The organism is Niallia sp. MER 6 (assembly GCF_023714395.1).
Taxonomy (GTDB): Bacteria; Bacillota; Bacilli; order Bacillales; family Cytobacillaceae; genus Niallia.
Genome location: NZ_JAMAUK010000001.1, coordinates 351482 through 366319 on the forward strand (window position 1 = coordinate 351482; position 14838 = coordinate 366319).

The following is a 14838-nucleotide window of genomic DNA, read 5'->3' on the forward strand; positions in this document are numbered from 1 at the left end:
AAGTTGTATTATACAATATATAAATAAATAATCAATCTTTTTTTACGGCAGAAAAAAAGAGACTCTTTGTAAGAATCCCTTTCAATCTTGCCCCCACTTCTTAAAATCAGCATTAAGGCGACTAATTAATTTATCCAATTGGCCGATTTCTTCCTGTTTCCAGTCTTTTAAGATATCCCCATACACTGTACGGCGTGCCTTTTGCACTCGTTTTAGAACCTCAAGTCCTTCTTCTGTTATTTCAATCAGGCTTATCCGTCCATTATTCGCATCAGGGTATCTTTTAATATAAGCTTTCGTTTCGAGATTACTAACCTGTCTGCTGGCAGTTGAGATATTTAACAGCAGCTGGTGTGCTATTTCATTAATTCCAATCGGCCCTTTTTGCTGTAATTCACTTAATATTAAGTATTCGGATCGATCAAGACTCCCAAGCTTTGGATTGCTTGCCGTAATTAAACGAACCAGAAGTGCAACTTCATATTCTATCGACTGAAGTGAACTATTCATTTGCATCCTCCCCCTTTGAAGCTTCTCTTTACTATTTCTAATGTTTCCTTGATGATGCTGCCGAGATTATGTAGTAGCTGATAACTAATACAAGAATAGCACAGGTATACAGCAGTGTGTGCAATGGATTATCGTGGTAGACAATGATAAGTCTGACCATTGCAGTGATGCCGATATAAAGAAAGTATCTTAATGGAAAGTGATAGCTTTCTTGAAAATATTTCACTATGAGGGCAATAAACTCAAAGTACAAAAAGAACACCAATATTCTTTCAAGCAGTTCATAATTGCTGCTTATCTGATGGAGCTCCATTGCATGTCCGACAAAGTAAATGATTTCTTTGCATAATAAAACACTTAGCATTAACGCAAGCAAAATCAAGGAAATATTCAAAATTTGCTGCAAGATATTGGCAAGCAGCAAATGCTGTTTTTTTACTTGCTTTTTCTCTTTTTCCTTTCGAGACTCCAACAACACTCCTCCTAGCTTGAGGATATTTTCAAACGATTCTTTTATTTTATACATAAATTTATTTTTTTACTATGAGTTTACTGCAATTTTTATTTGGCTATAAAAAAACAGGTTGAGATAAAACGAAAGATAACCAGTCTAAACACGATTAATAAGATTACAATTTGAAAAATAAAGCTTGTGACTAAATTACGGCTTTAAAATTAGTTCGTTTCATTGCGCTCCAGCCACTCGCTTTCCGCGGGGAGGAAGATGAGCCTCCTCGTCTTCGCCTGCGTAGTCTCATCCTTTCCTCTATTTCCCACAGGAGTTGAGTGTCCTCCGCTCCATTCCAATAAGATTTTTAATTAGTGTATTAAAACTAAAACACAAAAACCGATCTATTAATCAATACATGATTAATAGATCGGTTTTTACACAAATTCACATACTTATGTCTCTGCCTTTTTCATAAAACTTTATTCCATCCGAAACGATGCTGTTTGTGCTTTTTGCTTTTCCTTTCCGAAAAGGATTAGACATAGTAAGGCAACAATGGCGAAAATCGCATAAATAATAATGACATTGCCATAGCTCATCGCTTCTGCTAAAACGCCAAACAGTAAATAACCAACCGTGTTGCCGATTTGGGTAGAATTCATATACAGTGTTGTTGCCGTTCCTTGTGCTTGAGGAATAAAATCCTGAAAATAAGAAATGGCAATTCCTGAAGTAATGGAAACTTGTGCAGCACTTAATATTTGCAGTGGATAGATCTGCCAAGGTTCGCCAACAAAAAAGAATAGAGTAAAATAAATGGCAGCAATGCCAAAGCCTATCCTTATGAGCAGACTGTTATCAAGCTTTGTAGCCAAGATTCCGACAGCAATCATCATCGGTACTTCAAAAATCGGCGGCACACTGAATATTAATCCAACATCAAACTCGCTGCCACCAAGCACTTTAGTAACAAATTGCGGAGCATTCAACATATGAATTGATGTTGCCGCTGCTAAAAGCAAAGCAGCAGCCAAGTTTCCGAATATATGAGGCTTCCGGACATAAGAGCTCACCCCGGTAGGGACAGCCTTCTTTTCACCAACAATTTTCGGAATATCCTTCAAGAAAAGCAGTATTACAATCATTCCTATTCCATAGCTTGCTGCAACTAACAGAAACAATCCTTTGAAGTCTATTATTGCCAGCAGCCATGCTGCTGCTGCAGGTCCTACTGTCCAGGAAAGGGCAAAGAACATCCTGAAAACATTCATTACAAACGGCACCTGTTCTTTCGGAACATCAGAATGATACAGCGCCTCCCGCGCATAGGCCCACAGCTGCGGCACAGAGGCAGCTGCCGAACCAAGCAGAACAAAGGCTATCACTGCCAAAAAGAGATAATCCCGGACAAAGGCAAAGCCTATATAGCCGAGCATGCCTGTAAAGCTTGTAAATAATAAAATTTTCTTTCTGCTTAATTGTGCATCTGATTTTTTGGCAATGATGGTGCTGATTACGACACCGCCAATTGCCATAATTGTCATAAATACCCCAAATCCGATATTGCTCATTCCAACCTCATCAATTCCAAAAAGGGAAGAGAATGGGGCAAAAAATGACATAGACAAGCCAAATATGAAATTCGCTAAAAAAAGAATTGGAAATGATGGGATTCTCCACACAAACAACAGTTTTTTTATCATGATGATTTCCTCTCCTTTTTTCTATCAATACAGTTGTATTCTGTCTTTAGCAAACAAACATTGCTGCCATTTAGACAGCAATGTTATTTTGTAACTGCTAGAAGGAAGCAGTTAAAATATAATCAATATCTGCAAGCTCTTTCTCCGAAAAATCTAAGTTGTTCAGTGCTGCGACATTTTCTTCAACTTGGCTAACTCGGCTTGCACCGATGAGAGCAGAAGTAACTTTCCCATGGCGAAGAACCCATGCTAATGACATTTGAGCAAGGCTTTGACCGCGGTTTGATGCAATTTGATTCAATTTCATCACGCGATCTACCAACTCCTCGGTAACCTGGTCTTTCTTCAGGAAGCTTTGTGGTTTTGCAGCCCTTGAATTTTCCGGAATGCCGTTTGCGTATTTGCTTGTCAGCAAACCTTGTGCCAGCGGACAAAAGGCAATCGAACCAACACCGTTTTCTGCTAATACGTCTTGAAGCCCTGTTTCTATCCAGCGGTCCAAAAGAGAATATTTCGGCTGATGAATAAGCAGCGGAGTGCCAAGGCGATTGAGAATTTTGACTGCTTCTGCAGTCTGTTCTGCACTATAGTTAGAGATTCCAACATACATAGCTTTCCCTTGCCGAACAACGAGGTCAAGAGCCGACATCGTCTCCTCTAAAGGCGTATTTGGATCTGGACGATGCGAGTAAAAGATATCCACATACTCAAGTCCCAGTCTTTTCAAGCTTTGATCAAGACTGGAAACAAGATATTTTTTTGAGCCCCAGTCACCATATGGACCTGGCCACATATGATAGCCTGCCTTAGTGGAAATAACCATTTCATCCCGATATGGCGCAAAATCATCCTTTAACATTTTTCCGAACATCTCTTCCGCTGTTCCAGGCGGCGGCCCGTAATTATTTGCCAGGTCGAAATGGGTGATGCCCAAATCAAATGCTTTCCTTAAAATAGCCCGGCCATTTTCATATGTATCCACACCGCCAAAATTATGCCAAAGCCCTAAAGAGATGGCTGGGAGCAAAAGACCTGAGTTTCCAGCTCGATTATATTTCATCGATTCATAACGGTTTTCATTCGCTGTATACACCATTTCGTTATCTCCTTTTCGATTTAGTTTAAGACGGCTTGAAGCCATGTTTGTGCCATCAGCATATTTCCAGCTGTATTCATATGAACACCGTCTGTTGTCAGCACTTGGTGATTCTCTTTTTGAAGATATGCAATAAATGCTGTATGTGTTGGCACAAGTACGGCATTATAGCTTTCAGCCAGTTCCTGTACTGCTTTTACATATGGTATGAGCAGCCTGTTTCCTTGGGCATCTACATTCTCTTGGATTACAGTCGGCTCCATTAAAATGACTTTGGCATTTGTGCGGGCGCGAACTTGCTCAATCAAATTAGCATAAACTTCTTTAAATTGTTCTGGCGACAATGACTCTTGATGCGGGGAATCCAGCTGTCGCCATACATCATTGATGCCAATTGATATCGATACATAATCTGGCTTTAGATTCAGTACATCTGCTTCCCAGCGCTCCGCCAAATCAGGGACTCTATTGCCGCCAATCCCTTTATTGATGATTGTTGGGAGAGACTCTGGCCGATTAATCGCCATATAATCTCTAATATAACGGACATAGCTGAAACCAATCTGTTCCGGATCTTCATATCTGCCTGCTTCTGTAATGCTGTCACCAATGAACAGCAATAGATCCTTTTTGTTCAAGCTGACCAACCTCTTTCCCTCACAAAAGTTTAAGTGTTCTACATGTATATATTAATAGTTCAAACGCTTTCATCACATTGTTCGCACCAATACTAGCATTCTCTTATTCTATTTGCAAACCCTTTTTTTCTATTTACAAAAATTGAAAAACATGTTTTTTTTGTTGACAGCTAAGAAAGAGGACCCCCAATCAGGAATCCTCTTCATATTTATTCACGTTCTGCTTGGACAATGGCTGCTAAATTTGTTTTTTGACTTTCATTTAATCAAGTCAATTAATTTAGTATAGCTTTTGGCAAATGTCATTGCAGAGTGTTTCAGCTACCTTTGAGTCTTCACAAAGGTTCGTCTATTAAGCCAATTCTTTTTGCGATGTATTTTGTTGGAATACAACTCTTTCTCTTTTCTTGCCAGATTCATAGATAGCACAAATCATTTTTTGTGTTTTTAATGCATCTGTTCCCGTAATATCAGGGGCTGCTCCTGATTTTAGAGACTCATAGAAATTGTTGATTTGCTTGACATGACTTACACCCCAATAGCCCTTTGCACCATTATCATAATGGAATGTTTCTTGCGGATTATTGTCAGCGATAAACTCTCTGCCATCCATCAAACGAACAGTTGCACGGTCTGCAACCATTTTAGCAATTCCTTGTTCACAATGCAGCTCTATTTCCACAGGTGCATCATATGTGTAGTAATTGATGGCATGAAAAGCTGCTACAACATTGTTTTGAAAGGAAATTACTCCTTCAGCAGAATCCTCTACTTCAATTATTTCATGAGCTCTGTTGCTGATGGTTGCATCGACATATTTAATATCACTGTCAATGAACCATCTCATCAAATCTAATGTGTGAATCGCCTGGTCGATAATAACGCCGCCGCCTTCTTTCTCCCACGTACCTTTCCAATCACTTTTTTGATAATATTCATCAGAGCGATCCCATGTTACTGATAATTTTCCTGATTTAATCGCACCCAATTCACCGTTTACAAGCATCCTCTTAATAAGCTGAGAGCCTGGATTATAACGATTCTGGAAAATAACGCCTAATGTTGTGCCATTTTCCTGATGTGCTGCTACCATCTCTTCTGCATCTTCTAAGCTGATAGACATCGGCTTTTCTGTCAGCACATGAATCTTTCTTTTTGCTGCAGCAATGGCAACAGGCGCATGCAAATGATGGGGCAGACAAATATGGATAACATCGAGAGACTCTTGCTCAAACATCTTTTCATAGTCTGTGTAGCTGGCACAATTATAAATGGCCGCTTTTGAATCTGCCCGGTCTTTTTTTACATCACAAACTGCAACAAGCTCAGCATCTTCTCTTGTTACGATTGATTGTGCATGCATCGGAAAAATATTGCCACACCCTACGATCCCTACTTTATATGAAGTCATGCTTAAATCCTCCTAAATTGGTATTTATGCCCACCACATTTGAGATGGTGCTTCTTCGATAACAACTGACTTAAGTGTTGAAACAGCTCTTGCCAGCCCTTCACGGATAGACATAAGTGGATCCTCATGCTCGATACTGACAACATAGTCATAGCCGTATGTGCGCAATGCACTCATCATATCAGACCATTCTGCAGCACTATGGCCGCAGCCGACAGACCGGAAAGTCCACGCCCTTGACTGTACATTTCCGTATGGCTGCATATCTGTCAATCCATACATATTCGCATTATCCTGGTCGATATACGTATCTTTAGCATGGAAATGATGGATTGCATTTGCTTTTGCCAATATTTTAATGGCTCCCACAGGATCAATGCCCTGCCACCATAAATGGCTTGGATCAAGGTTGGCTCCGATTGCATCACATGTTTCTTCGCGCAGCTTCAAAAGTGTGTATGGAGTATGAACTAAGAATCCGCCATGCAGTTCAAGACCAATTTTCACATTGTGATCACTTGCGTACTGTCCTACTTCCTTCCAGTAAGGAATCAGCTTTTCCTCCCATTGCCATGTTTTCACATCACTGTATTCAGTTGGCCATGGAGTGACTGGCCAATTCGGAAACTTCGCTCCTTCATGATCACCAGCTGTTCCAGAGAAGCAATTAACAACAGGCACATTTAGAAGGGAGGCAAGCTTGATTGTTTTCATCAAAGTTTCATGAGATTTCAAAGCGAACTCCTTCTCAGGAGAAATTGGGTTGCCGTGACAACTGAACGCACTTATCATTAATCCTCTGTCTTCGACTTTCTTTATATATTCCTGCCTCTTTGTTTCATCCTCCAGCAATGTGTCCAAATCACAGTGTGCATTGCCCGGATAGCCTCCTGTGCCGATTTCAACAGCCTGCAGGCCGGCTTCCTTTACTGCATCAAGCATTTCTTCAAACGATTTATCCGCAAACAGGACTGTAAAGACTCCTAGTTTCATTGCCATTCTCTCCTTCTAATCTATATATTTTATTGATTTATTGTTGCGATTTGCTTTGTCTCTTTTGATTTAATCGCACCTAATATAACTTCCAGAGATTTTTTGCCTTCTTCTCCTGTAATCAAAGGTTCACTGTCCGTTAGAATGGAAGCGACAAAATGATCAATCACACCTGTTGCATTTTGGCCGCCTTCATCATTTGATTGGATTTTACCAAGCTCATAGTTTACTGTTTCCCCATTAGCATACTGCACGATTAAAGAGTATTGAGGATGATCTTCCAATCTTAAGATTGCCTTCTCACCGTAAATCACCGTCGAATTATCTTCTTTGCTCGTGTAAGCCCAGCTTGCCGCCAATGTTCCGATTACTCCGCTTTCTGTCTTCAATACGCACACAGCATTATCATCCACATCGGCAAAATCCTTCGCATTTGTTTCCACAAAGGCTCCAACCTCAACGAATTCCTCCCCTAGAATATAGCGGAGAAGGTCTGTTTTATGAACACCTAAGTCTCCCATTGCGCCAATGAATGCTTTTTCTTTCTGGAAGAACCAGCTTCCCTTGCCGTCCACGCTCCATTGCTCCGGACCACCATGGCCGAATGCTGTGCGGAAACTGTATAATTTGCCAATTTCACCTGATTTAATTAGTTCACGAGCTTTTTGATGTGATTTTACAAAACGCTGATTATGCCCGATCATTAATTTTTTTCCGCTCTTTTTGGCTGCTTCTATCATTTGGGCTGCTTCTTCAGATGAGGTTGCCATCGGCTTTTCGCACAGCACATGTTTGCCTGCATTCAATGCAGCAACAGAAATTGGTGCATGCAGATAGTTTGGTGTACATACACTTACCGCATCGATTTCTGCAACAGCAAGAAGCTCTGTATAATCTGTATATGCTTTTGCACCATATTTTTTGCCAATCTCAAGAGCGCGCTCCTCATTAATATCACAAACAGCGACTATCTCCACATTCTTATTCCAGCTGTATTCAGGCAGATGCCTGTGCTGAGCGATGCTCCCGCAGCCAATTACACCAATTTTTAATGTACTCATGTTTTTTTCCCCCTATGATTTTTTTCTATAACTTTTCTAAAGGCTGACTGTTCCCGTATACAGGACGTGTTCTGGCAACCGGCTTCGCCCAGTTCACTGCATTAATGATGACTTGTTGAATGTCTTTCTGATGATATGTAGGATACGTTTCATGTCCCGGTCTGAAATAAAATATTTTTCCGTTCCCTCTTTGGTATGTACAGCCGCTTCTGAACACTTCTCCGCCTGTAAACCAGCTTGTAAAAATCAGCTCATCTGGTGCTGGGATATCAAAATGCTCGCCATACATCTCCTCTTTTTCTAGCTCGATATATTCACCGATTCCTTCAGCAATCGGATGACTTGGAGCAACTACCCACAGCCTTTCCTTATCATCCGCTTCTCTCCACTTCAAATCACAGCTTGTTCCCATTAGCTTTTTGAATATTTTCGAAAAATGGCCGGAGTGCAAGACGATAAGTCCCATTCCATCTAGAACACGCTTATGCACTTTTTCTACAATTTCGTCCTTTACTTCTCCATGCGCAATATGCCCCCACCAGACAAGAACATCTGTGTTTTCCAGCACCTCATCTGTCAGGCCGTGCTCCGGATCATCCAAGGTTGCCGTTTTTGTATCAAAGCCTGCATTTTTTAGAACGCTGTCAATACAGCCGTGTATACCATCAGGGTAAATTTCCGCTACAACAGGATTTATTTTTTCATGGCGATTTTCGTTCCATATAGTTATCAAGTTAGCCACACTCCAATACCGATTTATGGTATCATTATAAAAAATGAAAGCGATTTAATAAATGCTCAAAATTGGCTTCTTTTTATTCAATTGTGTCATTTATCGAAAATAAAAAAATACACTTCCATAATGGATGATGCATTTATATCTTTTGTCGGGGGTCTTAGAGAATGGTTAAAAATACATATGAAGAACCTGTTAATGAAGTGGTTCATTATGAAAATCCGTTATTATCTTTAAAGGTTTGGGAAATTAATGATGAGCCGGATTATACTGCGCTTATCGAGCAGGAGACATGGCATTTTCATAAGGAAGTCGAATTTCTCGCAATCATGGAAGGCAATTTAGCGATTCAGCACCAATATCAATCCACTGTGATTGGAAGTGGGGACACTTATATTATGGGTGCATCCCAGCCCCACCGGACATGTAAACCTTCTAAAGGAAATCTGCGCTATATTGTGTTTCAAGTAGACTTAGTGAAGCATTTTGACCAGAGCATCCTGCCCTATTTGCATTGCTTTTCTGAGGTCACAACACCGCTGCAGCATTTAAATTATATTTTTGAAAAAAATGAACAAGTAAAAAAACAGGTATACAGCCTGATTATGGAGATTTATATGGAGGCACAGCAAAAGGAAAAAGGATATGAGATTGCCATCAATTCGGCCATAAAAAAGCTTTTGCTGCTGCTCATTAGAAACGACGAGCAAAATTTGCTGAAATTTGCCGATGCGGAAAGCTTCACCCGGCTAAAGCCAGTGCTAGATTATATTGAAGATCATCTAAAAGATAAGCTTTTTGTCGAGGAAGCCTGCTCTATCTTAAACTTAAGCTATCACTATTTCATTAAGTATTTCAAAAAAAGCATGGGAATTTCCTTTATAGACTATGTGAATCTTAAACGAATTAAAAGAGCAGAGCTGCTGCTGTTAACAAGTGAAAAAAGCATTATGGAAATCAGTTTTGATGTTGGCATAAGCAATATTGCCCAGTTTTATAAGCTGTTCAAACGTCATAATCTCTGCTCTCCAAAGGAATATCGTCTTCGCATGCAGCAAAATGCTGCAGTTTAAACAAAAAGAAATTTAAGCATATCTTAAGCTTTCCTCTCTACTATTAATACGGATTTATCTATACTACTAGATTCCGAATTTTTATTAGAAGGGAAGTTTTTTTATGTCCATATCAGTAAGTAATGCTTCTGCTTATTTGCAAATGCTGCAAAAATCAGCAGTGCAAACAGTCACTGCTCAAGATGACTCTATCGCTTCATTCCAAGATATGCTCACAGCAAGCAGCCAAGGAAGCGAGGTGCCCGTCACAAGCACAAAGGACTTACCAGCATTAACAACTGAACAAAAAACAGCATTTCTAAAAAATATGCAACCGAAGGCAGAAGAGAGCGGCAGCTTGACAGATACTACCCTGCAAGACAGCTTGCAAACAGCATATACAACCATCAGCAGTCTCTTATCAGAATTTGACACAGAAGAAAGTACAGAAGACGAAATCTCCTCCCTTTTTGAACAAGTATCAGACACTTTGGAAAGTGCTAAGCCTCAAAGGGTGATGTCTATAGGAACAATGCCTCCACCAGTGATTTCACAAATGAGCGAGGAATACACTGTTGCCCAGATGAGTCAATTCCTTTCCAATATAATCAGCAGCTTAAACACGGAGGATACTGCGGAAGCTTCCATTATTACAGATTCATTATCTAGTGATCTGTCTGGCCAGCTTGCAGGCTTCGATTTAGAATCGGCCTCGGATGAACAGATTGCTAACATTTTCGAGAGCATACTGCAAGAACTAAATGAAGAGCAGAGCAATGCTGACAGTTCATCAAGTGTTACTAGTGAAACTATCTCTGAAGCCTTCCCAAACAGTATACAGCTGTCTGGAAGCTCACTGCCTCCCTTTAACTGGAAGCCAGGTTCAAGCACGAATACTACAGCAACGAGCAGTGCTTCTATTAGCACTTCTTTCTATTAATAATGCAAAGAAAACGGGTGGCATTTATTGTCACCCTTTCGTTATCACCTTTTTGTGCTAGGTGAATAGCCTATAACAAAAAAGGGGGCGGTGATTTATCTTGCATTTACCTGATATCCTCGCTGGACCAATCTTAAGAAGAACAGAAAGCAAAGAGCTGTACTGCTGGATTGCATTAAGCAAGCCAATGGAAGCAAGAACCGAAGTGTTTGCTGTTCAGCAGTCTAATGATGCTTGCTTTCTAGAACGTATAAGTTCTCATAGTGAAACAACCCTTGTCAAAATGGGAAAAAACTTATTTATATATTTAATGAAGGCTGAACCAACAGAAGGAAGCTTTCCAACAGGACAGCTGCTTGGCTATAATGTATTTTTTAGCGATGGAAGCAAAGAATGGCATCTTGGTGACTACCAAATGCTTGATTCACATAATCCGTATTCCATTGTATACGGTGACTATCCATTGCCTTCTTTTTTTATTCCTGAAAATAAAAGCACCTTTATGTACGGATCTTGCCAAAAGCTGCATGGCACAGGCAATGATGCATTAATTAAAGGAGACAGCCTGCTTACAGAATTCTGGTCTGATTTACAAGTAAGGCCATCCTCTCTCTTCCTTCTTGGAGATCAAATCTATGCTGATGATGTCGCAGACCCAATCACGCCATTCATTCAAAGTCTTGGAGAAATATTGATCGGCAAGAAGGAACCTCTCCAAGATTTAGCTGTGGAGCTTGACCAAAAATACAGCACTAAAATGTATCAAGTGAACGGTCGTGGGGAACTGACAAAAGAGCTGTGCGGCTTTACCTCCAGAAAAGCAGCAAATCATTTGTTATCGTTAGGGGAATATGCAGCGATGTACCTTTTGAGCTGGAGTCCCGCTCTTTGGCAAGCAGCCGGACAAAAAGCAGCAATCCCTAATTTGGATCATCTGTTAGCTGAAAATAAGTATTTTGTCGACAAATCATTACAGTCAGACAAAGCTTTGCACACAAAACGGAAAGAATATGAAGAACAATCCAAAAGCCTGATACAATTTGCAGCATCCACCCCTCATATTCGCAGAGTGTTGGCCAACATGTCTGTTTATATGATCTTTGATGATCATGATATAACAGATGACTGGAACATTTCCGCTGACTGGATGGAAAATGTTTGGTCTGCCCCTCTTGGCCGTCATTCCGTCGCAAATGGACTGACCGCCTACTGGGCTTTCCAAGGCTGGGGCAATGCACCTGATTCTTTTTCTGCCCCTTTTTTAGCTGTTGTTAATTCCCGTCTTCAAGGCTTAAATTATAAAACAACTCCATATGAGAATTGGATTTCTGCAATGTGGACCTATGCCAACTGGCATTATACGATCCCGTCTACTCCAATTACACTTGTCCTCGATACTAGAACACAGCGCTTCTATCCTGACACAAAACAACGGATGATTACACCATTCCTTACCAGCCGGACAAACGGCCCCAATCTGATTAACAAGGACGCATGGGACCAGCTTGAATCAAGCCTTAATGAATCTGGCTGGCAAGAAGGGGAACCTCTTATCCTTTTGTCTGCAACTCCTTTATACGGCGTCGACCTGATTGAGACTTTCTTAAAAAAGATTGTCCTGCCTGTTTCAAAAAATATCCCAAAACTGCAGGAGGCAATGGACTTAGAATGGTGGAAATTCAACAGTCGCGGTTTCCATGAATTTCATACAAGAATAGCTAAGTGGAACCCTTCTGAGTGTGTTATTCTTTCTGGTGATGCACATATGGCTTTCGCCTTAAAATCGGAGGTCGAGTTTTTTCCTCATGACAAGAGAACTATTCACCAATACACAAGCAGTCCGATTAAAAATGAATCATTTCGCGGACTGGCCAATCTTGCAATCAAAGGATCTTTATTCTTAAGCAATCAAGTTATCAAAAAGAATATTACGCATCGTTATTATGATCACAGTCAACTCTTGAGTGAGGGAGAACCAAGCACAGCTTGTATATGGAAGGAAACAATCCGACATGAGACGTTAGAAAATGGCTTTCTCATTAAGACGACTAACAATATTGGTCTGATTGAATTTACAGGCTGCGAAATTAATAACAGCTTTTTATAGGATGGAAGCCGTATGAAACATCTTCGTCCTGATGTTTCATACGGCTGCTTTTACCTATTCGTATAGCCTATTCTCTTTAATATAGCTGTAGCAGGAGTCTGGCAGTAAATAGCGCGGTTCTCCGCCCATTGCCAATTCCTCGCGAATGTAGGTAGAGCTGATTTCCATAGCCAGCCCTTTATCAAGAAGGTGAAATGTCGTACCATCATCATTATTTCTTAAAATAGGCGAGTGACTTATTGCCTGCAGCATATCAATGCCGTTTCTTGCCATTACAATGAACTTATTTTCTGAAATTAGCTCCTCGCCCTTCGTCCACTTTCCTTTGCCGATATCAACGAGCAAATCTGCACCCATAATAAAGTAAATATCATCTTCAGGAAATACTTCTTTAAAGTGATTCAACGTGTTATACGTATAAATATTCCACGCCTCTTGTTTCATTTCATAATCATCTGCGACAAATTTAGGATTGTTATCAATTGCAAGCTCCAGCATCCTCCAGCGATGCTGATCTTCAACATGTAACTGTTTGTCACGACGCTTGCTTGAGCAAGGCAGGAAAATAACTTTATCAAGCTTACAGCGATGTGCGACAGTGCTCGCCGTCCACAAATGGACATTCGTGACAGGATCAAAAGATGACCCATATATTCCGATTTTCCCCATTGTAAAGCTCTCCCTTCCTTACAAACTGTTTTCGACTTCCTCTTGCACTTTTTTGATAAGTGTCATTTTATTGTTCCAGCATTCCTGGCTGAGATCAACAGGATATTCCTCTGGATTCAACATCCGCTTGTACTCATCCCAAAATAGCTTCAGACTGCTCTTCGCATAGCTTTGCACTTCTTGGAGAGGCGGAAGTTCATAGCAGACTTCTCCTTCTTTGACAACAGCTACATGAAGTTCCTTAGCTGTATAATCTGTCACAAATTTGCTTATATATGTGTGAACTGGGTGGAACATTTTCAGTCTTTCTTTGTGCACCTCTTCTTTAGCAAGAGCAATATAGTCCCCTTCTGCATGGCCGTTTCCATTATTAATGATTCGGTACAGTCTTTTTTCCCCTGGTGTAGTCACTTTTTCAGGATTAGCTGATATTTTTATCGTATCTGTCATCTGTCCATTCGCTTCCTCAATACATACAAGCTTGTAAACACCGCCTAATGCGGCTTGATCGTATGCGGTAATAAGCTTTGTCCCGATTCCCCACACATCGATTCTTGCTCCTTGCGCCTTAACATTCATGATTGTTTTTTCATCAAGATCGTTTGAAGCAATGATTTGTGTATCCTTGAACCCTGCATCATCAAGAAGCTTTCTGGCCTGTTTTGATAAATACGATAAATCACCGCTGTCTAATCTTATTCCCTTAAAGTTTATGCGGCCTGCAAATTCCTTTGCTACTTTAATCGCATTAGGCACACCTGAACGCAAGGTGTCATAAGTGTCTACTAAGAAGACACAATCCTTGTGACTGCTGGCATAGCTTTTGAAAGCTTTGTATTCGTCCCGGTATGCTTGCACAAGTGCATGAGCATGAGTTCCGGCAATTGGAATATCAAAAAGTTTTCCTGCTCTGACATTGCTTGTTGCCGAAAACCCGCCGATATAGGCTGCTCTAGTACCCCATAAAGCAGCATCAAGCTCATGTGCTCTTCTTGTGCCGAATTCCATTGCAGTATCTTCTCCAATGACCATCTTAATGCGGGAGGCCTTTGTCGCAATCAACGTTTGATAGTTTACGATATTCAAGAGAATTGTTTCTAAAAGCTGAGCTTCTGCCAAAGGGGCCTCCACTCTCAGCAGCGGTTCATTTCCAAAGACAATTTCCCCCTCTTTCATCGAGTAAATATCACCAGTAAAGCTTAGCTTGCTGAGATAGCTTAAAAAATCTTCTGCATAGCCGTATTCTCGCAAATATTGAATGTCTGTATCAGAGAAATGAAAGTTTTTAATAACTTGTAAAACCCGCTCGAGCCCTGCAAAGACTGCATAGCCATTACCAAAAGGAAGCTTGCGGAAGTACATTTCAAACACTGCCTTTTGTTCATGGATATTATCCTTCCAATATGTTTCCACCATGTTGATTTGATATAAGTCTGTATGCAGCATTAAACTGTCATCTGAATATTTCATT

At 40.5% G+C, this 14838-nt stretch carries 14 protein-coding genes; 3 read left to right on the forward strand and 11 right to left on the reverse strand.

Annotated features, from left to right (window positions below; translation table 11 throughout):
- Positions 1–81 precede the first annotated feature (81 nt).
- The 9 genes from M3600_RS01740 to M3600_RS01780 form a co-directional block, all read right to left on the reverse strand.
- Entirely contained in the window at positions 82–510 is a 429-nt protein-coding gene (locus M3600_RS01740) for a MarR family winged helix-turn-helix transcriptional regulator (protein WP_233317776.1), read from the reverse strand.
- A gap of 37 nt (positions 511–547) precedes the next feature.
- The gene (psiE, locus tag M3600_RS01745) at positions 548–988 is read right to left on the reverse strand and encodes a phosphate-starvation-inducible protein PsiE (RefSeq protein WP_396953772.1); all 441 of its coding nucleotides are present in this window, start codon (positions 986–988) and stop codon (positions 548–550) included.
- 452 nt (positions 989–1440) lie between these two features.
- On the reverse strand, positions 1441–2664 hold the full coding sequence (locus tag M3600_RS01750) for a sugar efflux transporter (protein ID WP_233317783.1): 1224 nt from the start codon (positions 2662–2664) through the stop codon (positions 1441–1443).
- Positions 2665–2761: 97 nt separating this feature from the next.
- Entirely contained in the window at positions 2762–3760 is a 999-nt protein-coding gene (mgrA, locus tag M3600_RS01755) for an L-glyceraldehyde 3-phosphate reductase (RefSeq protein ID WP_233317785.1), read from the reverse strand.
- Between the two features lie 20 nt (positions 3761–3780).
- A complete protein-coding gene (locus M3600_RS01760; protein WP_251644641.1) occupies positions 3781–4398 on the reverse strand; it encodes an SGNH/GDSL hydrolase family protein in 618 nt (205 codons plus the stop codon).
- Positions 4399–4750: 352 nt separating this feature from the next.
- Positions 4751–5809 (reverse strand): Gfo/Idh/MocA family protein, encoded by a 1059-nt coding sequence (locus tag M3600_RS01765; protein ID WP_233317789.1) that lies wholly within the window; start codon positions 5807–5809, stop codon positions 4751–4753.
- Between the two features lie 24 nt (positions 5810–5833).
- Positions 5834–6802 carry a sugar phosphate isomerase/epimerase family protein gene (locus M3600_RS01770; protein ID WP_237941105.1) on the reverse strand — a complete coding sequence of 323 codons (969 nt, stop codon included), beginning with the start codon at positions 6800–6802 and terminating at the stop codon, positions 5834–5836.
- 29 nt (positions 6803–6831) lie between these two features.
- Positions 6832–7863 carry a Gfo/Idh/MocA family protein gene (locus tag M3600_RS01775; protein ID WP_233317796.1) on the reverse strand — a complete coding sequence of 344 codons (1032 nt, stop codon included), beginning with the start codon at positions 7861–7863 and terminating at the stop codon, positions 6832–6834.
- Positions 7864–7888: 25 nt separating this feature from the next.
- Complete coding sequence (locus M3600_RS01780) at positions 7889–8596, reverse strand: ThuA domain-containing protein (RefSeq protein ID WP_267913468.1); 708 nt, start codon at positions 8594–8596, stop codon at positions 7889–7891.
- A 170-nt stretch (positions 8597–8766) separates the two neighbouring features.
- Here M3600_RS01780 and M3600_RS01785 point away from each other — a divergent pair, with 170 nt between their 5' ends.
- The 3 genes from M3600_RS01785 to M3600_RS01795 all read left to right on the forward strand — a co-directional run bounded on the left by M3600_RS01785 (position 8767) and on the right by M3600_RS01795 (position 12698).
- Entirely contained in the window at positions 8767–9672 is a 906-nt protein-coding gene (locus M3600_RS01785; protein ID WP_233317801.1) for an AraC family transcriptional regulator, read from the forward strand.
- A 103-nt stretch (positions 9673–9775) separates the two neighbouring features.
- Positions 9776–10591, forward strand: coding sequence for a hypothetical protein (locus M3600_RS01790; RefSeq protein WP_251644642.1), 816 nt, complete (start codon positions 9776–9778; stop codon positions 10589–10591).
- A gap of 100 nt (positions 10592–10691) precedes the next feature.
- A complete protein-coding gene (locus M3600_RS01795) occupies positions 10692–12698 on the forward strand; it encodes a metallophosphoesterase family protein (RefSeq protein WP_251644643.1) in 2007 nt (668 codons plus the stop codon).
- A 54-nt stretch (positions 12699–12752) separates the two neighbouring features.
- On the opposite strand, the gene nadD is transcribed toward M3600_RS01795, so the two are convergent.
- Both nadD and M3600_RS01805 read right to left on the reverse strand, forming a co-directional pair.
- Positions 12753–13367: a nicotinate (nicotinamide) nucleotide adenylyltransferase gene (gene nadD / locus M3600_RS01800; RefSeq protein ID WP_233317811.1), complete on the reverse strand. Its 615-nt coding sequence runs from the start codon at positions 13365–13367 to the stop codon at positions 12753–12755.
- Positions 13368–13385: 18 nt separating this feature from the next.
- Positions 13386–14837: a nicotinate phosphoribosyltransferase gene (locus tag M3600_RS01805; RefSeq protein ID WP_251644644.1), complete on the reverse strand. Its 1452-nt coding sequence runs from the start codon at positions 14835–14837 to the stop codon at positions 13386–13388.
- Between the last annotated feature and the right edge of the window lies 1 nt (position 14838).

Bases quoted from the DNA above. Each gene is read 5' to 3' on its own strand.
- M3600_RS01740 (WP_233317776.1), bottom strand. From the start codon at position 510: ATGAATAGTTCACTTCAGTCGATAGAATATGAAGTTGCACTTCTGGTT.
- M3600_RS01750 (WP_233317783.1), bottom strand. From the start codon at position 2,664: ATGATAAAAAAACTGTTGTTTGTGTGGAGAATCCCATCATTTCCAATT.
- mgrA (WP_233317785.1), bottom strand. From the start codon at position 3,760: ATGGTGTATACAGCGAATGAAAACCGTTATGAATCGATGAAATATAAT.
- M3600_RS01765 (WP_233317789.1), bottom strand. From the start codon at position 5,809: ATGACTTCATATAAAGTAGGGATCGTAGGGTGTGGCAATATTTTTCCG.
- M3600_RS01770 (WP_237941105.1), bottom strand. From the start codon at position 6,802: ATGAAACTAGGAGTCTTTACAGTCCTGTTTGCGGATAAATCGTTTGAA.
- M3600_RS01775 (WP_233317796.1), bottom strand. From the start codon at position 7,863: ATGAGTACATTAAAAATTGGTGTAATTGGCTGCGGGAGCATCGCTCAG.
- M3600_RS01785 (WP_233317801.1), top strand. From the start codon at position 8,767: ATGGTTAAAAATACATATGAAGAACCTGTTAATGAAGTGGTTCATTAT.
- M3600_RS01790 (WP_251644642.1), top strand. From the start codon at position 9,776: ATGTCCATATCAGTAAGTAATGCTTCTGCTTATTTGCAAATGCTGCAA.
- nadD (WP_233317811.1), bottom strand. From the start codon at position 13,367: ATGGGGAAAATCGGAATATATGGGTCATCTTTTGATCCTGTCACGAAT.
- M3600_RS01805 (WP_251644644.1), bottom strand. From the start codon at position 14,837: ATGAAATATTCAGATGACAGTTTAATGCTGCATACAGACTTATATCAA.